At 71.0% G+C, this 18,545-nt stretch carries 23 protein-coding genes and 1 pseudogene; 12 read left to right on the plus strand and 12 right to left on the minus strand.

Annotated features, from left to right (window positions below; translation table 11 throughout):
* The 4 genes and pseudogenes from VFZ92_RS10870 to VFZ92_RS10890 all read right to left on the minus strand — a co-directional run.
* A pseudogene (locus tag VFZ92_RS10870) lies at positions 1-1,831 on the minus strand (glycosyl hydrolase family 18 protein); the annotation flags it as partial.
* Positions 1,832-1,892: 61 nt separating this feature from the next.
* Positions 1,893-2,783 (minus strand): biotin-dependent carboxyltransferase family protein, encoded by an 891-nt coding sequence (locus VFZ92_RS10880; protein ID WP_330875725.1) that lies wholly within the window; start codon positions 2,781-2,783, stop codon positions 1,893-1,895.
* Positions 2,780-3,388, minus strand: coding sequence for a 5-oxoprolinase subunit PxpB (pxpB, locus tag VFZ92_RS10885; RefSeq protein ID WP_330875726.1), 609 nt, complete (start codon positions 3,386-3,388; stop codon positions 2,780-2,782). The genes VFZ92_RS10880 and pxpB overlap by 4 nt, the downstream gene beginning before the upstream one ends.
* Positions 3,389-3,405: 17 nt before the next feature.
* Complete coding sequence (locus VFZ92_RS10890) at positions 3,406-4,320, minus strand: GbsR/MarR family transcriptional regulator (RefSeq protein WP_330875727.1); 915 nt, start codon at positions 4,318-4,320, stop codon at positions 3,406-3,408.
* A gap of 136 nt (positions 4,321-4,456) precedes the next feature.
* Between VFZ92_RS10890 and VFZ92_RS10895 the strand changes: the two genes are divergently transcribed.
* Genes VFZ92_RS10895 through VFZ92_RS10905 form a run of 3 tightly spaced genes read left to right on the plus strand, consistent with a single transcriptional unit; the run spans position 4,457 to position 6,652 of the window.
* The gene (locus VFZ92_RS10895) at positions 4,457-5,329 is read left to right on the plus strand and encodes an ABC transporter ATP-binding protein (RefSeq protein ID WP_330875728.1); all 873 of its coding nucleotides are present in this window, start codon (positions 4,457-4,459) and stop codon (positions 5,327-5,329) included.
* The gene (locus tag VFZ92_RS10900) at positions 5,326-6,159 is read left to right on the plus strand and encodes an ABC transporter permease (protein ID WP_330875729.1); all 834 of its coding nucleotides are present in this window, start codon (positions 5,326-5,328) and stop codon (positions 6,157-6,159) included. The genes VFZ92_RS10895 and VFZ92_RS10900 overlap by 4 nt, the downstream gene beginning before the upstream one ends.
* Positions 6,160-6,199: 40 nt before the next feature.
* A complete protein-coding gene (locus tag VFZ92_RS10905; RefSeq protein ID WP_330875730.1) occupies positions 6,200-6,652 on the plus strand; it encodes a hypothetical protein in 453 nt (150 codons plus the stop codon).
* Here the strand turns inward: VFZ92_RS10905 and VFZ92_RS10910 are convergent.
* The 8 genes from VFZ92_RS10910 to VFZ92_RS10940 form a co-directional block, all read right to left on the minus strand.
* Positions 6,649-7,284 carry an FABP family protein gene (locus VFZ92_RS10910; protein WP_330875731.1) on the minus strand — a complete coding sequence of 212 codons (636 nt, stop codon included), beginning with the start codon at positions 7,282-7,284 and terminating at the stop codon, positions 6,649-6,651. The two genes, VFZ92_RS10905 and VFZ92_RS10910, sit on opposite strands and share 4 nt — an antisense overlap.
* A gap of 209 nt (positions 7,285-7,493) precedes the next feature.
* The gene (locus tag VFZ92_RS10915; protein ID WP_330875732.1) at positions 7,494-7,796 is read right to left on the minus strand and encodes a DUF1416 domain-containing protein; all 303 of its coding nucleotides are present in this window, start codon (positions 7,794-7,796) and stop codon (positions 7,494-7,496) included.
* 2 nt (positions 7,797-7,798) lie between these two features.
* The gene (locus VFZ92_RS10920) at positions 7,799-8,644 is read right to left on the minus strand and encodes a sulfurtransferase (protein WP_330875733.1); all 846 of its coding nucleotides are present in this window, start codon (positions 8,642-8,644) and stop codon (positions 7,799-7,801) included.
* Between the two features lie 31 nt (positions 8,645-8,675).
* Positions 8,676-9,110 carry a DUF4395 domain-containing protein gene (locus tag VFZ92_RS10925; RefSeq protein ID WP_330875734.1) on the minus strand — a complete coding sequence of 145 codons (435 nt, stop codon included), beginning with the start codon at positions 9,108-9,110 and terminating at the stop codon, positions 8,676-8,678.
* Between the two features lie 103 nt (positions 9,111-9,213).
* The gene (locus VFZ92_RS42455) at positions 9,214-9,291 is read right to left on the minus strand and encodes a putative leader peptide (protein ID WP_372506909.1); all 78 of its coding nucleotides are present in this window, start codon (positions 9,289-9,291) and stop codon (positions 9,214-9,216) included.
* Positions 9,292-9,357: 66 nt separating this feature from the next.
* A complete protein-coding gene (locus tag VFZ92_RS10930; protein ID WP_330875735.1) occupies positions 9,358-9,801 on the minus strand; it encodes a thioredoxin family protein in 444 nt (147 codons plus the stop codon).
* Between the two features lies 1 nt (position 9,802).
* A complete protein-coding gene (locus tag VFZ92_RS10935; RefSeq protein WP_330875736.1) occupies positions 9,803-10,612 on the minus strand; it encodes a DUF2993 domain-containing protein in 810 nt (269 codons plus the stop codon).
* Positions 10,609-11,232: an alpha/beta hydrolase family protein gene (locus tag VFZ92_RS10940; RefSeq protein ID WP_330875810.1), complete on the minus strand. Its 624-nt coding sequence runs from the start codon at positions 11,230-11,232 to the stop codon at positions 10,609-10,611. The genes VFZ92_RS10935 and VFZ92_RS10940 overlap by 4 nt, the downstream gene beginning before the upstream one ends.
* Here VFZ92_RS10940 and VFZ92_RS10945 point away from each other — a divergent pair.
* From VFZ92_RS10945 to VFZ92_RS10985, 9 genes are all read left to right on the plus strand, one after another.
* Positions 11,167-11,343: a hypothetical protein gene (locus tag VFZ92_RS10945; RefSeq protein WP_330875815.1), complete on the plus strand. Its 177-nt coding sequence runs from the start codon at positions 11,167-11,169 to the stop codon at positions 11,341-11,343. The genes VFZ92_RS10940 and VFZ92_RS10945 overlap by 66 nt on opposite strands.
* A gap of 176 nt (positions 11,344-11,519) precedes the next feature.
* Positions 11,520-12,284: a response regulator transcription factor gene (locus VFZ92_RS10950; protein ID WP_330875737.1), complete on the plus strand. Its 765-nt coding sequence runs from the start codon at positions 11,520-11,522 to the stop codon at positions 12,282-12,284.
* Positions 12,285-12,428: 144 nt separating this feature from the next.
* Positions 12,429-13,316 (plus strand): mycothiol synthase, encoded by an 888-nt coding sequence (gene mshD, locus VFZ92_RS10955; RefSeq protein WP_414719862.1) that lies wholly within the window; start codon positions 12,429-12,431, stop codon positions 13,314-13,316.
* Positions 13,317-13,514: 198 nt separating this feature from the next.
* On the plus strand, positions 13,515-14,639 hold the full coding sequence (pstS, locus tag VFZ92_RS10960; RefSeq protein WP_330875738.1) for a phosphate ABC transporter substrate-binding protein PstS: 1,125 nt from the start codon (positions 13,515-13,517) through the stop codon (positions 14,637-14,639).
* Positions 14,640-14,677: 38 nt separating this feature from the next.
* Positions 14,678-15,742, plus strand: coding sequence for a phosphate ABC transporter permease subunit PstC (pstC, locus tag VFZ92_RS10965; RefSeq protein WP_330875739.1), 1,065 nt, complete (start codon positions 14,678-14,680; stop codon positions 15,740-15,742).
* A complete protein-coding gene (pstA, locus tag VFZ92_RS10970; RefSeq protein WP_330875740.1) occupies positions 15,739-16,653 on the plus strand; it encodes a phosphate ABC transporter permease PstA in 915 nt (304 codons plus the stop codon). The genes pstC and pstA overlap by 4 nt, the downstream gene beginning before the upstream one ends.
* A 17-nt stretch (positions 16,654-16,670) precedes the next feature.
* Positions 16,671-17,447, plus strand: coding sequence for a phosphate ABC transporter ATP-binding protein PstB (gene pstB, locus VFZ92_RS10975; RefSeq protein WP_259626435.1), 777 nt, complete (start codon positions 16,671-16,673; stop codon positions 17,445-17,447).
* A gap of 168 nt (positions 17,448-17,615) precedes the next feature.
* A complete protein-coding gene (locus VFZ92_RS10980; RefSeq protein WP_330875741.1) occupies positions 17,616-17,969 on the plus strand; it encodes a hypothetical protein in 354 nt (117 codons plus the stop codon).
* 14 nt (positions 17,970-17,983) lie between these two features.
* Positions 17,984-18,541 (plus strand): DUF3558 family protein, encoded by a 558-nt coding sequence (locus tag VFZ92_RS10985; RefSeq protein WP_330875742.1) that lies wholly within the window; start codon positions 17,984-17,986, stop codon positions 18,539-18,541.
* Positions 18,542-18,545: the final 4 nt, after the last annotated feature.

Below are 18,545 nucleotides of genomic sequence, written 5' to 3' on the forward strand. Positions count from 1 at the left end.
GACCTCCGCCAGCTCCCAGCCCGCCGCGATCTTCGCCGGGTCGGCCGGGGTGAACGCGGTGATCTGGTAGCGCTTGCCCGTCGTCGTGGACAGCGCGTCGAGCTGCTTGCGGAACTCGGCGATCAGCAGCGTGTTGTTGACCTTGTCGGCCGGGCTGACGTGGTTGCCCGCGTGCCCCTCCGCGCGGGCCACTCCCGGTCCAGGTCGATGCCGTCGAAGATCCCGGCCGCGCTGCCCGGCCCGCCGGCCGCGTTGTGCACCGGCAGGTTGCCCTTGATGTAGACGTCCAGGCAGGAGGCGACGAACTTCTTCCGCGACGCGTCGGTGGCGGCCACGTCGGAGAAGCACTTCGCGTACGTCCAGCCGCCCAGTGAGATCAGCACCTTGAGGTTCGGGTGCTCGGCCTTGAGCTCGCGGAGCTGGTTGTAGTTGCCGCGCAACGACTCCCAGCCCGTGTCGGCGACGCCGTCGACGGACTGGGCCGCGGCGAACGGCCTGCTGCGGTCGGCCTCGGCGTCACCGGCCCCGTCGCCCTGGTTCGGGTCCTGCGGGTTGGCGCTGGTGCCCTTCGTGACGTCCTGGAGGCACGTCAGGTTCACCGGGTCGATGTTGCCGAACGCGTAGTTCAGGTGGGTCATCTTCGCCGCGGAACCGCTGGTGTCCAGGTTCTTCACGAAGAACTGGCGGCCGTAGATCCCCCACCGCACGAAGTAGCCGACCCTGGCGTAGCCGCTGCCGACCACGTCGGCCGTGGACACCCGCAGGCCCGCCGTGACCGCGGAGGTGTTGTCGTGCAGGTCGCGGGCCCGGACGGTGAACGTGTAGGCCGTGGACGGGGAGAGCCCGGTGACGGTGGCGGACGTGCCCGCCACCGTCGAGTTCAGCACGCCGTCGACGAAGACGTCGTACCCGGCTACCCCGCGGTTGTCGGTCGACGCGGTCCACGCCAGCGACACGCTCGTCGAGTCGACGGCCGTGCCGCGCAGCCCGCCGGGCGCGCTCGGCGCCTGGGTGTCGTCGCCAGGGTTGTTGGTGGTGACGGTCAGCGCGGCGCTCGCGGGACCGCGGTTGCCCCTGCTGTCCTTGGCGCGCACCGTGAACGAGTACGCGGTGTCCGGGCTGAGGCCGGTCGCGGTCGCGCTCGTGCCGGTGACCGCGGCGACCAGCGACGTGCCCCGGTAGACCTCGTACCCGCCCAGCGGCAGCGATCCCGGCGTCGCCGCGTCCCACGCCAGCGACACGGTCCGCGTGGTCCTCACCGGCGACCGCAGGTTCGCGGGCGCGGTGGGCGGGGTGTCCGCGCCGCCGTCGCGGCGGACGTCGTTGACCCGGCAGCCCGTCGGTTCGACCGCGGAGCTGAGGGTGAACGTCGGGCTGTACGGCTCGGTCGACCCGCGGGCCGCGACGCTCTTGTTGTGGTGCAGCGGGATCAGCGTGACGGTCCGGCCGCTCTGGCTGATCGTCGAGTGCTGGGCGCCGGTGGCCGTGACCCTGGGGGCAGGTCGAAGACGATCGACCACGAGGCCAGCGCCGCGTCGGTGTTCTTCCCCGCGCCGACGGTGTTGATGTAGTGGGCGGGGGTCTGCGTGACCCTGGTGCCCGCTTGCGTCGTCGTGGCGTTCTGGGCGCCGCTGACGGTGACCCCGGCGGGCAGTTCGACCGTGATCGACCACCCGGTGACGGCGGTGGTGGCGGAGTTGGTGACGACGACCTTCGCCTGGGTGCCGGTGCGGGTGACCGCGGCGGTGAGGCCGGGTGCGGCCTGGGCGGGTGGGACGACAGCGGTCGCGGAGGTGGCTGACGCCACCAGCGCGATGACGAGACGACGCACGGGTGTGCTCCTCGACCTTCGAGAACCACGGCGGCCCGTCCCCGACGGTAGGTGACCCGCGTCACCGGAACAATGGGTCTAGACCAAGTTGGGCCTGAGGGCGGAACTCCAGCGGGACGCCTGGTCTTGCCTGCGCCAGCAGCGGGAGCACCCCGGCGGGCACGACGCCGATCACCGGGTAGCCGCCCGTGGTCGGGTGGTCGGCGAGGAACACCACCGGCTGGCCGTCCGCGGGGACCTGCACGCCGCCGGTCGGGATGCCCTCGCTGGGCAGCTCCTCGCCGAGGAAGGCCTCCGTGCGCTCCAGGGCCGTGCCGGTGAGCCGCACGCCGACGCGGTTGCTCTTCTCCGACACCGTCCACCGCCCGGCCCGCAGCTGCCCCGCCGGGTCGCCGAACCAGTCGTCGCGCGGCCCGAGCAGCACGGGCACCACCAGCGCGTCCGGCACCCGCGTCGGCACCAGCACGTCCGCGCCGACCGCGGGAGCCGTCACCGGGCCGAGCGGCAGGTCGTCGCCGTCCCGCACCGGGTCGGGCCCGATCCCGGACAGCAGGTCGGTGGACCGGCTGCCCAGCTCGGCCGCCACGTCCACGCCGCCGGACACGCCGAGGTAGCACCGCAGGCCCCGCTCGGGCGTGCCGACCTCCAGCACGTCGCCGTCCGCGAGGTGCACCGGTGCGTGCGAGCCGACCGCGGAACCGTTGCGCAGCACGGGAACCCGCGGCCCGGTCACCGCGACGGTGCACGACGACCCGGCCCGCACCGCGAGGCCGCCGAGCAGGACCTCCAGGCCCGCCGCCGATTCCGGGTTGCCGACGAGCCGGTTCGCCAGCCGCAGCGCTGGCTCGTCGAGCGCTCCGGACGGCGGCACGCCCAGGTGCGCGTACCCCGGCCTGCCGAGGTCCTGCACCAGCGCCTGCGGCCCGGTGCGCAGCACGGTCAGCCGCCTCACCCGGCCACCTCGAACCGCACGCGGTCGCCGGGGGCGAGCAGCGCGGGCACGTCGCGGCGGGCGTCGAACAGGGTGGTGTCGGTGCGGCCGAGCAGCCGCCAGCCGCCGGGCGTGGCACGGGGGTAGGCGGCGGTGAACTCGCCCGCGATGGCCACCGAACCGGCGGGCACCTTCGTGCGCGGGCTGTCCAACCTGGGCTGCCGCAACGCTTCCGGCAGTCCGACGAGGTACCCGAAGCCGGGGGCGAACCCGCAGAACGCGACCTCGTACTCCGTGCCCGAGTGCAGCGCCACGACCTCGGCCTCGCTCATCCCGGCCGTGCGCGCGACCAGTTCCAGGTCCGGTCCGTCGTAGTGCACGGGGATCCGCACCTCCCGCGACCCGACCTCGGCCGGACGGCTCAGGTCGACCTCGTCCAGCACCCGCCGCACCGGGGCGAGGTCCGTGCCCGGCCGGACCGAGACGAGCACCGTGCGCGCCGCGGGCACCAGTTCCACCAGGTCCGGGAGGTCGGCCGCCCGCACCGCCGCGCGCACGGCCGACACCTCGTCGAGCGAGTCGACCTCGACCAGCACGGCGTCCGGACCGCATCTCCGCAGGCGCATGTCCTCCATCGTACGGCCTACATGAGGATTGTTGAACAATCTCTCAAGGCTTCTCGCTGCGCCGCCGTGAGCCGCTCGGGTCTCGCGGTGGCCGCGTACTCGCCGGACCCGACGTGGCGCACGGCGACCGGATCCGTGACGTCCGGCCGCGCCTCGGCGTCGCGCAGCGCCCCGGCGACCCGGTCGACCGGCCACCCGAGCGCGCGGGCCACCCGCTCCGCGGTGCACGGCCCGGCTGCGTGGACGAGCGCGGCGGCGACCGTCAGCGCGTCCTCCGCGCCCTCGGGGCCGCCCGCCATGTCCTCGCCGAGGCGCGCGAAGAACTGGCGCATGTGGTCGAGCCGCGCGCCGGTGGGCGTGGCGACGTCGAAGACCTCCACCCCGCGCCGGGCCGTCTCCGCGAGCGCCGTGTTCGTCCTGGCGCTCGTCAGCCACGTCCGCAGCCACAGGTCCTCGTCGATGAGGTACCGCTCATGACGCCCCTCCCGCTCCCGTCGCACCAGGTCGAGGCCTTCGAGGTAGCCGACCGCCTTCGACACCGACGCCGGGCTCACCCGCAGCCCGCCGACGAGGTCGGCCACCGTCAGGGCGCCCGCGTCGGTCGTCACCAGCGCGGCGAACACCCGTGCGGCCATCCTCGGCACCCCGGTGCCGACCAGCACCGCCGCGAACTCCTCCGCGAAGCGCCGCGCCGCGGCGGGCGTCGTGGCCGCGGGCACCGCCATCGACGGCCTGCGGCGGGCCCGCCGCCCGGTCGCCCGGTGCGCCCGATCCGCCCGGTAGTCCGCGCCGCCGCCGTTGCGGGACACCTCGCGGCTCACGGTCGACGTCGGCCTGCCGAGCTTCCTGGCGATCTCGGCGTAGCCCAGCCCGTCGGCCAGACCGGCCGCGATGCGCCTGCGCTCCTGGCTCGTCAACCTTCCACCCGGCATGTCCGCAGTGTGCATTAGCCGCCAGTTGATTGCAACGAAAGAATTGCGTTCACCGGCATCGTCATTGCACCAAATCCCAGGTGGGTGGCGTCAATGTAGATTGACGTACCTTTTCTGTGGTCGTAGCGTTCGCGACATGGTGAAGGTTGGGGAAGAGCTGGTGCTCGACGTCGAGGGCCTGCGGATGCGCTACGGCACGACCGACGTCCTGCACGACGTGACGTTCCGGGCCCGCCGCGGCGAGGTGCTGGCGCTGCTGGGGCCGAACGGCGCGGGGAAGACCACCACGATCGAGGTGCTGGAGGGGTTCCGGGCGCGGTCGGCGGGCCGGGTCGAGGTGCTGGGCGCGGACCCGGAGCACGCCGACGAGTCGTGGCGAGCACGGGTCGGCGTCGTGCTCCAGTCGTGGCGCGACCACGGCAAGTGGCGGGTGCGGGAGCTGCTGGCCCACCTCGGGTCCTGCTACACCGGCTACGCCGAGCCGTGGGACGCCGACGAACTCGTCGCCGCGGTCGGGCTCACCTCCCACGCCGACCGGAGGATCCGCACCCTCTCCGGAGGGCAGCGGCGTCGGCTGGACGTGGCGATCGGCATCGTCGGCCACCCGGAGCTGCTGTTCCTCGACGAGCCGACGGCCGGGTTCGACCCGGAGGCCAGGCGCGAGTTCCACGAGCTGGTCCGGGCGCTGGACGGCACGACGGTCCTGCTCACCACCCACGACCTGCACGAGGCCGAGGCGCTGGCGGACCGCATCGTCGTGCTGGACGGCGGGCGGATCATCGCCGACGGCACGGCCGACGAGCTGGCGAAGCTGATCACCGGCGAGGACCAGGTGAGCTGGACGCACGACGGGCGGCGCCACACCCGGTCGACCACCGGGTCGACCCGCTTCGCGTTCGACCTGTTCCGCCTGCACGGCGAGGAGATCACCGAGCTGGAGGTCCGGCGCGCGTCGCTGGAGGACACGTACCTGGCGCTGGTGCGCCGTGCCGAGGAGGCGTCCCGATGACCACGACCGCACTGCGCGCGGGCTGGCACCGCGGGATCGTCGAGCTGCGGCAGTCGTTCACCAACGGCGCCGACCTGTGGGCCCACCTCTTCTGGCCGCTGCTGATGGTGGGGGTCACGTTCTACCTGCGGGACCGGACGTTCGCCGGGTTCGGGCTCGGCGCGCTGGTGCTGCCGAGCGTCCTCGGCATGAACGCGTCGATGGCGATGGTCAGCATGAGCCAGCAGCTCACCGCCGACCGCGAGGACGGCACGCTGCTGCGGGCCAGGGCGACGCCGAACGGACTGGTGGTCCACCTCGTCGGCAAGATCATCTCGGTGTCGGGCGGACTGGTCGCGGACCTGGCGATCTTCCTGGTCCCCGCGCTGCTGCTCGTACCGGGCCTGTCCGTCGAGGCGGCCTCGTGGCCCACGCTGGCCTGGGTGCTGCTGCTGGGGCTGGCCGCCGCCCTGCCCATCGGAGCCGTGCTCGGCTCGGTGTTCACCAGCACGCGCGGCCAGAGCCTGCTGACCCTGCCGATCCTCGGCCTGATCGGCGTCTCCGGCATCTTCTACCCGGTCACGGCCCTGCCCGAGTGGGTCCAGGGCGTCGCGCAGGCGTTCCCGGTCTACTGGATGGGCCTCGGGATGCGCTCCGCGCTGCTGCCGGACAGCGCCGTCGTGGTCGAGATCGGCGAGTCCTGGCGGCACCTGGAGACCGTCGGGGTGCTCGGCGCGTGGACCGTCGCGGGTCTGCTGGTGGCACCGGTGGTGCTGAGGCGCACGGCCCGTCGCGAGTCCGGTTCCAGCGTCGCGGGGCGGCGGGAGAAGGCGCTCCAGCGGATCGGCTGAACCGCCCGCGCCCGACCCACCGGTTTGCTGTACTCGTGGGGTGGAGATGGAACTGGCGTACGACCACCTCGGCAGCCGCCTGCGCCGCATCGGGGAGGTCGAGTTGACCTACGGCCGGTGGGGCAGCAGACCCCGGTCGATCGGCTCCTGGGCCCTGACCTACGACTACCTCGGGAGCAGGCTGCGGTCCATCGCGGGCCACGCGGTCGAGTACGAGCGCTGGAGCGGGCGCTGCCGCTCAGCGGGGACGTGGGAGCTGGAGTACGAGCGCCTGGGCACCCGGCTGCGCCGGATCGGGCCGTACGAGCTGGTCCACGACCAGCTCGGCACCCGCCTGCGCTCGGTGGGGCCGCTGGTGCTGCGCTACGACCTGCTCGGCAGCAGGCCCGCCGGGGTGGAACTCCCCGACGGGTCCGCGGCGTTGTCGGACGACGACCTGATGGCCCTGTTCCTCGCGCTCCACCTGCGCGAGGTGGCCAACGAGGGCGGCTAGCCCGCGTACCGGGTCAGGTGCGCCGACGTGTGCGGCTGGAGGGGGTAGCCGACCATGGCCCGCTCCTCCACGTACGCGAGGTCGCCGTTGTTGACCACGCCGTACAGCCGCTGCGACGCCGTGACGTCCTTGGCGGTGGAGGTGCGCACGACCGCGTCCGTGGAGAACTCCCACGACGTCTGGTTGCGCGGCTTGCCGTAGTACAGCTCCATGATGCCGGTGTTGTGCGTCAGGAGGACCTCGATCGTGTCGTCCTCCTGCGGACGCCAGAACCCGGTCTCGCGCGCGGCGGGCCGGATCACCTCGCCCGACTCCGACAGCAGCCACGAGCGCGCCTCGTAGAAGAGGAACGGCCTGCCGTCGTGGGCGAACGTGATCTGCTGGCCGAAGCGGTACGGCCCGTCGATGCTCGGGTACACGACCTCGCCCTCGCCCCGCCACACGCCGATCAGCGGCAGCAGCGACAGGCAGCGGTCGTGCAGGTTCGGGCCCTCGCGCAGGTTGGCCGTGTCGCCGGGCACCGGCAGGTCGGCGAACTGCGGCAGGTTGCGGGCACGGGTCACCTCGGCGCGTTCGGCGGCGGCCTGCACCGCGGCGTCGCCGCTGCCCGGTTCGGGGTTGGTCGTCGTCATCAGCGCTGGTCGGAGTAGAGCCGGTAGACCACGTACGCGGCGAACCACGTGATCAGCAGCGAGACGAGGACCAGCAGCCCCGTGAAGAAGTGTTCCACCCGGCGAGTTTATCTCCCCCGCGCGGAACGAAGGGGACGGCGGTGGCCAAGGCCACCCACCGTCCCCTCCAGCCGGTGGCGCCGGGTGCGACCCCGTGCGCCCCGGAGGTGTCAGGCGACCGCGACCTCGACCGCGTGCACGCCGGGGCCCTGCGCGCTCACGAGCGCCTGGCCGTTGCCCGAGCGGTGCAGCGCCCGGATCGTCCAGTCGCCGGGGGCGGCGAAGAACCGGAAGTCGCCCTCCGGCGACGACACGACCTCGGCGGTGAACTCGCCGGTCGAGTCGAGCAGCCGCACGTACGCGCCGCCGACGGGCGCGCCCTCGGCGAACACCTTGCCGCTGAGCACCGTCTCGGTCGTCGTGTCCACGCCCGTGATGACCACTGACTGGTCCGGGGCACCGCATCCGCTCATGTTCAGCCCTCCTTGCCGCTGCCGAGCTCGACCGGCACGCCGACGAGCGAGCCGTACTCGGTCCAGGAACCGTCGTAGTTCTTCACGTCCTCGTGGCCCAGCAGCTCGTGCAGGGCGAACCAGGTGTGCGAAGAGCGCTCGCCGATGCGGCAGTACGCGATGGTGTTCTTCGAGCCGTCGAGGCCCGCCTCGCCGTAGATCGCCCTCAGCTCCTCGTCGGAGCGGAACGTGCCGTCCTCGTTGGCCGCCTTGCTCCACGGCACGTTGATCGCCGACGGGATGTGGCCGCCGCGCTGCGCCTGCTCCTGCGGGAGGTGCGCCGGGGCCAGCAGCTTGCCGGAGAACTCGTCGGGGGAGCGCACGTCGACCAGGTTCTTCGTGCCGATCGCCGCCACGACCTCGTCGCGGAACGCGCGGATCGACAGGTCCTGCTCCTTGGCGGAGTAGTTCGTCTCCGCGCGCTCGACGACGTCCTTGTCCAGCGGACGCCCGTCCAGCTCCCACTTCTTGCGGCCGCCGTCGAGCAGCTTGACCGCGTCGTGGCCGTAGAGCTTGAAGTACCAGTACGCGTAGGCCGCGAACCAGTTGTTGTTGCCACCGTAGAGGATCACGGTGTCGTCGTTGGAGATCCCCTTGGCGGACAGGAGCTTCTCGAAGCCCGCGCGGTCCACGAAGTCGCGGCGGACCTGGTCCTGCAACTCCGTCCTCCAGTCGATGCGGACGGCGCCGGGGATGTGGCCGCCCTCGTACGCGGTGGTGTCCTCGTCGACCTCCACGAACACCACGCCGGGCGTTGCGAGGTTTTCCTCTGACCATGCGGCCGAGACCAGGACGTTCTCACGGCTCATCGGAGTGGCTCCTAGGTTCTTTGATCTGTTGTCACTGGCGGGCGGGGGCGGGCGCGAGGCGGCGCAGGAGCAGGTACGCCTCGCACCCGAGGCAGAAGTTGAACACCGCGTTCAGGAGTGCCGCGACCAGCGCGAAGGACGTGGCGACGACGCCGACGCCGGTGAGGCCGGTGGCGTAGCCGATCGTGCCGACGAGCGTGAACGCGAACCCGACGCCCTGCGCGAAGCGCAGCGGAGCCGCGTCCTCCCGCTCGGCCGTCGGCGCGAGCCGGGGTGCGACGAGGAACCGGTACAGCAGGCTCCACGGGTTGAGGCTCAGCGAGACGAAGCCGGACGCGGCGAAGACGAGCGCTTGGACGGCGAGGACCGGCCACCAGCCGGTGAGCAGCACCAGCGCCAGCACGGCGGCCGTCGCGGACGCGGTGAAGCGCGGACCGCGCGGGTCTACCGGGGCGTCCTCGACCACGATGCATCTCCTGACTGGGAACCTGGACAGGGGTGTCCGTCAGGCGGTTCAGGGGCAGCCGCCCACCGCGTCGGCTAGCGGGGGACCACCGGGAACCGCCCGGTCAGCGCATCGTTCGACACAGGCTGCTGTGCACGCGGCAGAGGTCCACCGCGAGTCGCTTGGTCAGCAGCACGTACATGCCTTCGAGGGTAACCGCAGTTCTCCCATGTCGGGAGTGGTGTCCACTACTTGGAACAGGCGGATCTCACCCGTCCGCGGCAGGCGGCTGCTCCTCGGGCAGGTGACCGCTCAGAGCCGCCAGCAGCGCGTCCCGCTTCGGCACGCCGCCGACCCGCAGGATCTCGACCCCCGCCGACGTCAGCGCCAGGGTCGTCGGCGTCCGCATCACGCCCAGCCCGGCGGCCACCTCGGGCAGGTTCGTCACGTCCAGGTCCACGTGGTGCAGCCCGGCGGTCCGGTCGGCCAGGTCGGCCAGCAGCACGCGCGTCTGCCTGCACGGCGTGCAGAACGTCGTCGACAGCTGGACCAGCGTCACCGGGTCGACGGGGTGCAGCAGCGCGCGGACCGGGCCCGGCAGCGCGGGCCCGGTCGGCTTCGCGGCCCTGATCCGGCCCTCGCGGGCGCGCAGCAGCAGGCCGATCGCGCCGACCGCGACCAGCACCGCCGTCAATGCCCACACACCGGTCATGTCACCCGTTGCCCTGGTCGAGGGGGATGTTGTCCACGGTGCCCTCCACCGTGAACGCACCACTCTCCACCTGCACGGCCGTCGGCGTCACGGTGAACGGCAGCACACCGGGGTCGATCTTGATGCTGAGCGCCTGCTTGAGCTGCTGGATGAACGGCTCCAGCGACACGTCGTCGATCTTGAGCTCGTTCATCGCCAGCTCGACCTGCCCGCTGACCAGCGTCACCGTCCCGTACGCGGTGAGCGAGATCTTGCGGCCCGCCAGCGTCGTGTTGCCGGTGAGCTTCACCGCGGCGGTGGTGCGCGCCGCGGCGGTGGCCGCGGCGGGCTGCCCGGCGCGCGTGTCCGGCTCGATCGCCATGTCGGTGAACGGCGTGACCTGGTTGACCAGCCGGTTCAGGTCGTTCGCCTTGATCTTGACCCGACCCTGCACCCGGTCGATCTTCGCGCCCTTGGTGTCGCCCGCCAGCAGGTTCGACAGCTCGATGCGGGTGTGCAGCAGGTTCGCCTGGATCTCCAGGTCGCGCAGCTGGTCGCGCACCGGCACGCCCGTCGCGCTGATCTCGATGTCCTGGTAGTCGCCGTTGAGCGCCTGCGTGATGAACGGGAACCCGTTGATCCGCACCGACGGGTCCTCGGTCAGCTCCAGCTTCGTCCGCATCTTCTGCGCGACCTGGTACTCGCCCGCCGCCGCGAGCGCGAAGTCGGCGCCGACGAACAGGGCGATCAGCACCAGCACGGCGATGATCCACCTCCGGCCCCTGGACGGGCGGCGTTTCGGGGCGGTCCTGCGGGTCGGGGCGGTCGTCATGTCTTTCCTTCTCGTGTGGACGCTCGGTCGAGCCAAGCGGCGATCCGGTCCACCAGGACCGGGGTCATGGCCGTCTCCGCGTGCCGGGTGGCGGGTTCCAGCCAGAGTTCGGAGTGCCCGTTCGTCGCCCTGTGCAGCGCGACGGCGTGGTCCGGGCTGAAGTAGTGGTCGTCCTCACCATGGACCACCAGCAGTGGGGTGGGCGTGATCCGGTGCACGACCTCCAGCGGGCTCTCCGGGGGCGTCGTCCACCGGTCGCCCAGCCGCACGCCGAGCGCGCGGGCCGCCAGGCGGCCGTGCGGCTGCTCCAGCAGCCAGTGCACCCGGCGCATGGCCGTGGTCTCGCGCACCCACCACCGCGACGGCCCGCTGACGGCGGCCACCGCGTCGGGTTTGTCGGACGCCAGCGCCGCGTGCCGGAGCACGATCGACGCGCCCATCGAGAAGCCCACCGCCACGACCCGCCGGTACCCCAGGGACCGGGCCAGCGAAACCCCCGCGGCGATGTCGTGCACCTCGTCCGCGCCCACCGTGGAACGCCCGCCGGACCGTCCATGGCCCCGGAAGTCCAGCGCGACGACGCCTCCGCGCCGGGCAAATCGATTCAGCACACGGCTCACGGCGGGCTTCCGAACGTGGTTCGTGAAGCCGTGGCCGATCACGAACGCGAGATCGGTAGCGCCGTGTGCAGGGGTTATGTGCACACCGTGCAGGAGCACGCCGTCGTGTGACATGGATGTAACAAGCGTGACGCTTGTGGAAACAACTGTGACCCTGACCTGTTGACCTGGGTCTTTCGTGGATCGCACCGGTATTGTCTCCGTCATCCGCAGGCAACGGGGCCCGGTCACCGTACGCTGCTGGGCTGGTTCGGTGACCAGTCACCAGCCACTTAGGAGGGCCCGCGATGAGCATCGACGTGCTGCTGCTGACCACCGACTCAGACCCCGAGGCGGTGCTGCCCGCGCTGTCCCTGCTGCCCCACGAGGTCCGGCCGCTCCGGCCCGAGGTCTCCGCGCTCCTGGAGGCCGGGCCGCACGACGTCGTCCTGGTCGACGCCAGGACCGACCTGGCGGGCGCCCGCAGCCTCTGCCGCCTGCTCGACAGCAGCGGTGTCGACGTCCCGGTCGTCGCCGTCGTGACGGAGGGCGGCCTGGTGGCCGTCACGTCCGACTGGAGCGTCGACGAGATCCTGCTGCCGACCTCCGGCCCCGCCGAGGTCGACGCCCGCCTGCGCCTGGTGCGCTCCCGGCGCGGCACGGCGCAGACCGGGGGCGACGGCTCCATCCAGCTCGGTGAGCTCGTCATCGACGAGGCCACCTACACGGCCCGCCTCAAGGGCCGTCCGCTCGACCTGACCTACAAGGAGTTCGAGCTCCTGAAGTACCTCGCGCAGCACGCGGGCCGGGTCTTCACCCGCGCCCAGCTGCTCCAGGAGGTCTGGGGCTACGACTTCTTCGGCGGCACCCGCACGGTGGACGTCCACGTCCGGCGCCTCCGCGCGAAGCTCGGCCCCGAGCACGAGTCCCTCATCGGCACCGTGCGCAACGTGGGCTACAAGTTCGTCCGCCCCCCGCGTCCGGGAGCCGTCCGCCGGGGCGGTGTTGACCAGCACGCCGACTCAGCCGACACCACGTCCTCGATCGAGGACGCGGAGTTCTTCCGGGTCTAGCCGCCGCAGGCGCGGCGAGCCCGGTCCGACACCCCCACCCGCGTCGGACCGGGCTCGTCGTGCGTCCTCCGTCCCGGCCAACCAAGACGTCGGGAGATCCGCTTCTCGATCGCGGGCGACCCCCGACCCGGTACCGTCGCGGACGTGGCGGAACTGAGCTGGTTCACCGAGTTGTCCGAGGCCCAGGCCGACGAGGTCACCGTGGTCCTGGAAGCGGCCGAGCACACCGACGGCGTGGCCCCGGTCGGCGAGCACGTCCGCCTCAGGATGAGGCCCGGCGCCCACGGCAGCGCCCACCTCCTGGCCCGCGTGGACGGTGCCGTGGTGGGGTACGCGCACCTGGACCTGCTGGGCGACTCCGCGGGCAACCAGGTCGCCGAGTTCGTGGTGCACCCCGACCACCGCAAGCGGGGTCTGGGCGCCGAGCTGGGCGAAGCCGTGGTCGAGAAGGCCGACGGGCTGCGCGTGTGGGCCCACGGCGGCCACCCGGACGCCGAGGCGCTGGCGACCAAGCACGGCTTCCGCAAGGTCCGCGAACTCCTGCGGATGCGCCTGCGGCTGGACGCGGACCTGCCCGTCGCCGAACTCCCCGAGGGCGTCTCCCTCCGCTCGTTCGTCCCCGGCCAGGACGAGGCCGCGGTCGTCTACGTCAACCACCGGGCGTTCGACTGGCACCCCGAGCAGGGCGCCATGAGCATCGAGGACGTCGCCCACAAGGAAGCCGAGGACTGGTTCGACCCGAAGGGCTTCCTGCTGGCGGTCGACCCCGGAGGCACGCTGCTGGGCTTCCACTGGACCAAGGTCCACGACCTCGACGAGCCCCTCGGCGAGGTGTACGTGGTCGGGGTCGACCCCGACGCCCAGGGCGGCGGTCTCGGCAAGGCCCTGACGGTCGCCGGACTGCGCTACCTGAAGGACCAGGGACTACGCCAAGTGATGCTCTACGTGGAATCCGACAACGCAGCCGCTGTTCGGGTGTACACCCGGTTGGGGTTCACGCTGTGGGATGCCGACGTCCAGTACGGCCGGTAGTAGCCGGGCCGTCACTCCAGGCGAACGTGCAGGTCACGGACGTGTATCGATGAGCCTGTCCTGCTGACTGCCCTTGTCCTGTTCACCCGCCGTTCATCTCGACTAGGGAATCCGTCCACTCTCGCTGCCTACCTTCCGTAGCGAGCGGCGACGTCCGTCGCGAAACCGCGAAAGCTTCGGTAGGTGGAGGACCCTCAGGTGAAGATCCAGCGGCACGGCGCAACGCTCGGCCTCATCGCGGCCGGCGCGCTCCTGCTCACCGCGTGTGGCAGCGACAACAACGCCCCTGCGGGGTCGACGGGTGGCGCCTCGGCGGCCGCCTCGACCGAGCAGGTCGACTGCACCGGCAAGGCGAAGCTGAACGCCGAGGGCTCGTCCGCGCAGAAGACCGCGATCGAGTCCTTCGTGCAGGTCTACCAGCAGAAGTGCCAGGGCGCCGACGTCGCGTACAACGCGTCCGGCTCCGGCGCGGGCGTGAAGCAGTTCAACGCCGCGCAGGTCGACTTCGGCGGCTCCGACTCGCCCCTCTCCAAGGACAAGGGCGAGGTCGACGCCGCCGCCACCCGCTGCAAGTCCAACCCGGCGTGGAACCTGCCGCTGGTGTTCGGCCCCGTGGCGATCAGCTACAAGCTCGACGGCGTCACCGACCTCACGGTCAACGGCGAGGTCGCGGCCAAGATCTTCAACGGCACGGTCAAGAAGTGGAACGACCCGGCCATCGCCGCCCTGAACAGCGGCGCGAAGCTGCCGGACAAGGACATCACGGTCGTCTACCGCTCCGACGAGTCCGGCACCACGGACAACTTCCAGAAGTACCTGACCGCCGCCTCCAAGGGCGCGTGGACCCAGGGCGACGGCAAGGCGTTCAAGGGTGGCCTCGGCGAGGGCAAGGAGAAGTCCGCCGGTGTCGCGCAGGCCGTGGCCTCGGTCGACGGTGCGGTGACCTACGTCGAGTGGTCGTTCGCGCAGGACAACAAGCTGTCCGTGGCGAAGATCGACAACGGTGGCGGCGCGGTCGAGCTGACCCCCGAGACCGTGGGCAAGGCCATCGACGGCGCGAAGATCAAGGGTGAGGGCAACGACCTCGTCCTCGACCTGAACTCCATCTACGCCTCCACCGCCGCGGGCACCTACCCGCTGATCCTCGCGACCTACGAGATCGTCTGCTCCAAGGGCTACGACGCCGACACCGCGAAGGCCGTCAAGGCGTTCCTCACGGTCGCCGCGACCGACGGCCAGGCAGGCCTGAGCGACGCGGGCTACGCGCCGCTGCCCAAGGCGTTCCAGGAGAAGATCCTGACCGCCATCAAGGCCATCGCCTGAGGTAGCCGGCAGACTCCCGAGTCGACGCCGTCAACGCGATGAGCGACCCTGTCGTGGTCAAGCCCCCCGGGGGCACCGGTTCCGCCGGTGCCCCCAGGGGGGCAGCGGCCCACACCCCAGTGCCACCCCCGGAGGCTCCGATTCCGCCCCAAACGGAAGTCGAACCGAAGTCACCCCACGTCCGACCGGGAGACCGGATCTTCAAGGGTCTGGCGACCGGATCCGGCGTGTTCATCGTGGCCCTCATCGGGGCCATCGGCGTGTTCCTGCTCGTGCAGGCGATCCCGTCGCTCGCGCTGGACAACGTCAACTTCCTCTTCAGCCGCGAGTGGTCCACCGGCGACGTCGCCGACATGCGGTTCGGCATCCTCGACCTGTTCCTGGTCACCGTGGTGTCGGCCGCGTTCGCGCTGGTCATCGCCATGCCGATCGCGCTGGGCATCGCGCTCTTCCTGACCCAGTACGCGCCGCGCAGGCTCGCCAGGCCGTTCGCCTACGTGATCGACCTGCTCGCGGCCGTCCCGTCGATCATCTTCGGCCTGTGGGGCCTGTTCGTCCTCGGCCCGGTGCTCACGCCCATCGGCGAGTGGCTGATCTCCAGCCTCGGCTTCATCCCGCTGTTCGCCAAGGGCAACGTGAGCATCGCCCTCGGCGGCACCATCTTCACCGCGGGCATCGTCCTCGCCGTGATGATCCTGCCGATCATCACCGCCGTCAGCCGCGAGGTGTTCGACCGGACGCCCGGCCCCCACGTCGAGGGCGCCATCGCGCTGGGCGCCACCAAGTGGGAGGTCGTCCGCACCACCGTCCTGCCGTTCGGCAAGGCCGGTTACGTGAGCGCGTCGATGCTCGGCCTCGGCCGCGCGCTCGGCGAGACCATCGCGCTGACGATCATCCTGAGCGCGACCGGCTCGTCGTTCGGCTGGAGCCTCTTCGACGGCGGCGCGACGTTCGCCTCGAAGATCGCGCTGGCGGCGCCGGAGTTCAACGACCCCAGGTCCGCGGGCGCCTACATCGCCGCGGGCCTCGTCCTGTTCGTGCTGACCTTCGTGGTCAACGCGATCGCGAGGTCGATCGTCGCCGGTCACAAGGAGTACGAATGAGCACCGACACGGCCGACCTCTCGCGGTTGGCGACCCCGCCGACGTTCCAGAGCGTCAGCACCGGGCGGAAGGCGAAGAACCTCGCCGCGACCGTCCTGGTGAGCCTGGCGTTCCTGATCGCCGTCGTGCCGCTGGTGTGGGTGCTCTACACCGTGGTGCAGCGCGGCTTCCCGGTCGTGCTCAACGCCGACTGGTGGCAGAAGTCGTTGTCCGGCCTGCTGTCCCGGCAGTCCGGTGGCGGTGTCTACCACGCGATCTACGGCACCCTGGTGCAGGGCTTGGTCTGCGGCCTGATCTCCGTCCCCATCGGACTGTTCGTGGCGGTCTACCTGGTGGAGTACGGCGGCCGTTCGCGGCTGTCGAAGGCGACCACGTTCATGGTCGACATCCTCACCGGTGTCCCGTCGATCGTCGCGGCGCTGTTCGTCTACTCGCTGTGGATCACCACGTTCGGCTTCGGCCGCAGCGGGTTCGCGGTGTCGCTCGCCCTGGTGCTGCTGATGGTGCCGGTGATCGTGCGCACCACCGAGGAGATGCTCAAGATCGTCCCGGACGAGCTGCGCGAGGCGTCCTACGCGCTGGGCATCCCCAAGTGGAAGACGATCGTCAAGATCGTCATCCCGACCGCCCTGTCCGGCATCCTCACCGGCATCATGCTGGCCCTCGCCAGGGTCATGGGCGAGACCGCGCCGGTGCTGGTGCTCGCCGCGTACGCCCCGTACATCAACTACAACCTCTTCGACGGCCCGATGGCCTCGTTGCCGTTGCTGATGACGTCGGAGCGCAACAACCCCACGGAGGCGGGCTTCGACCGCATCTGGGGCGCGGCGATCACCCTTGTCCTGATCATCACGCTGTTCAACCTGCTGGCGACCGTGATCTCGCGGTGGCTCGCGCCGAAGACCAAGTGAGCGGGCGGTAAGTAGCGATGGCGAAGCGCATCGACGTCAAGGACCTCAACCTCTTCTACGGCAAGTTCCACGCCGTGCAGCAGGTTTCGCTCTCCGTGCCGCCGCGCAACGTGACCGCGTTCATCGGTCCGTCGGGCTGCGGCAAGTCCACCGTGCTGCGGTCGCTGAACCGCATGCACGAGGTCGCCCCCGGCGCACGGGTCGAGGGCACGGTGCAGCTGGACGGCGAGGACATCTACGCGTCCACGGTGGACCCGGTGCAGGTGCGGCGCACCATCGGCATGGTGTTCCAGCGCCCCAACCCGTTCCCCACGATGTCCATCCGCGACAACGTGGTGGCGGGCCTGAAGCTGGCGGGCGTCAAGAACAAGAAGCAGCTCGACGAGGTGGCCGAGCGCTCGCTGCGCGGGGCCAACCTCTGGAACGAGGTCAAGGACCGCATGGACCGCCCCGGCGGCGGCCTGTCCGGTGGCCAGCAGCAGCGCCTGTGCATCGCGCGGGCCATCGCCGTGCAGCCGGACGTCCTGCTCATGGACGAGCCGTGCTCCGCACTGGACCCCATCTCCACCTTGGCGATCGAAGACCTGATCACCGAGCTGAAGAAGGACTACACGATCGTCATCGTGACCCACAACATGCAGCAGGCCGCCCGCGTCAGCGACCAGACGGCGTTCTTCAACCTCCTGGGCGTCGGCCAGCCCGGCCAGCTCATCGAGGTCGACGACACGGAGAAGATCTTCTCCAACCCGACCCAGAAGGCCACCGAGGACTACATCTCGGGCCGCTTCGGCTGAGGCCCGCACCACCCCGGAAGGCCCGCCCGCCAGGGCGGGCCTTCCGCGTTTTCACCCGGTGTGGAACTGAGGGTTCCGCACGTCCGTCATAGCCGGGACACGGGCTGGTCCAACCGGTAGCGTGCTGGGCTGACGAGTGGGGGAACGGTGGCGATGAGTGTCGGGTCGATGCAGACCATGACGACCAACATGCGGAGCCTGAAGCAGGCGGCGGAATCAGGCGGCTTCGCCATCAGCCCCGAGGGCGCCGAGGCGTACGTGAAGGCGATCGAGGCGGCTCAGGCCGATTTGCGTGACGTCGACCAGGTGATGATCGCGCTTCAGCAACCGACCAAACTCGGGACCAGCCCCGATGGGCAGACCCTGAGCCGGTACAACCTGGAGAGCGCCACCGGCGGCGCGGGAACCGAGGGGATCATCCCCGCGGTGGAGCAGCTGAAGGCCGCGCTCGAGGATGCCAGGCTTGCGATGCAGAAGGCGGTCGACAACTACCGCGAAATCGATGAATCGCAGATGAAGTGAGGATGCAGTCGACCATGTCTCTCGTATCGCGGTCCGTCGTCTCGATCGTGGCGCTCGTTCTCGTCCTGGCGGGGTGCTCGCAGCAGGAGGGCGGCAACCCCGCTCCAGCCACGACCACGGGGATGTCGAGCACCTCCGCGGCTGAACCGACCACGCCGACCTCGTCCTCGTCCGGTGCGGGCAACGCCCTGGCGACCTTCGACGGGTGCAAGGTGCTCACCGCGGTCGCCGGGCAGTTCAGCCTGACCGACATCGAGGAGATCGCCAAGGAGCAGTGCGGTGCCAAGTACGGAGCCGTCCCGGGGGTGTCGGTCTCGCTCAGGGCTCGGCCGGACCTCGGCTACGAAGAAGCGCAGGGCGGGCCCAACGCGGAGCTCACGAACACGACCGTCGGTTCGCGCAAGGCCAAGCTGGTGAAGAAGGCCTTCTCCAGTTCTTCCTGCCTGGTCGCCGTGGAGGTCACCAGCACCTCTCGAGTGGACTTCATGTCGTCCGCGAACGCGTCCCTCGACGACGCCTGCGCCGCTGCCACGGCCGTCGCCACCGCCGTCGAACCCTCCCTGCCGAAGTAAGGAC

The sequence above is a fragment of the Umezawaea sp. genome, from assembly GCF_036375055.1.
Lineage (GTDB): Bacteria > Actinomycetota > Actinomycetes > Mycobacteriales > Pseudonocardiaceae > Umezawaea.

Bases quoted from the DNA above. Each gene is read 5' to 3' on its own strand.
- VFZ92_RS10945 (WP_330875815.1), top strand. From the start codon at position 11,167: ATGGCCCCGGAAGTCCAGCGCGACGACGCCTCCGCGCCGGGCAAATCG.
- pstB (WP_259626435.1), top strand. From the start codon at position 16,671: ATGGCGAAGCGCATCGACGTCAAGGACCTCAACCTCTTCTACGGCAAG.
- VFZ92_RS10980 (WP_330875741.1), top strand. From the start codon at position 17,616: ATGCAGACCATGACGACCAACATGCGGAGCCTGAAGCAGGCGGCGGAA.
- pstA (WP_330875740.1), top strand. From the start codon at position 15,739: ATGAGCACCGACACGGCCGACCTCTCGCGGTTGGCGACCCCGCCGACG.
- VFZ92_RS10985 (WP_330875742.1), top strand. From the start codon at position 17,984: ATGTCTCTCGTATCGCGGTCCGTCGTCTCGATCGTGGCGCTCGTTCTC.
- VFZ92_RS10915 (WP_330875732.1), bottom strand. From the start codon at position 7,796: ATGAGCGGATGCGGTGCCCCGGACCAGTCAGTGGTCATCACGGGCGTG.
- pxpB (WP_330875726.1), bottom strand. From the start codon at position 3,388: ATGCGCCTGCGGAGATGCGGTCCGGACGCCGTGCTGGTCGAGGTCGAC.
- VFZ92_RS10895 (WP_330875728.1), top strand. From the start codon at position 4,457: ATGGTGAAGGTTGGGGAAGAGCTGGTGCTCGACGTCGAGGGCCTGCGG.
- VFZ92_RS10930 (WP_330875735.1), bottom strand. From the start codon at position 9,801: ATGACCGGTGTGTGGGCATTGACGGCGGTGCTGGTCGCGGTCGGCGCG.
- pstC (WP_330875739.1), top strand. From the start codon at position 14,678: ATGAGCGACCCTGTCGTGGTCAAGCCCCCCGGGGGCACCGGTTCCGCC.
- VFZ92_RS10900 (WP_330875729.1), top strand. From the start codon at position 5,326: ATGACCACGACCGCACTGCGCGCGGGCTGGCACCGCGGGATCGTCGAG.
- VFZ92_RS10950 (WP_330875737.1), top strand. From the start codon at position 11,520: ATGAGCATCGACGTGCTGCTGCTGACCACCGACTCAGACCCCGAGGCG.
- VFZ92_RS10910 (WP_330875731.1), bottom strand. From the start codon at position 7,284: ATGACGACGACCAACCCCGAACCGGGCAGCGGCGACGCCGCGGTGCAG.
- VFZ92_RS10890 (WP_330875727.1), bottom strand. From the start codon at position 4,320: ATGCCGGGTGGAAGGTTGACGAGCCAGGAGCGCAGGCGCATCGCGGCC.
- VFZ92_RS10920 (WP_330875733.1), bottom strand. From the start codon at position 8,644: ATGAGCCGTGAGAACGTCCTGGTCTCGGCCGCATGGTCAGAGGAAAAC.
- VFZ92_RS42455 (WP_372506909.1), bottom strand. From the start codon at position 9,291: ATGTACGTGCTGCTGACCAAGCGACTCGCGGTGGACCTCTGCCGCGTG.
- VFZ92_RS10935 (WP_330875736.1), bottom strand. From the start codon at position 10,612: ATGACGACCGCCCCGACCCGCAGGACCGCCCCGAAACGCCGCCCGTCC.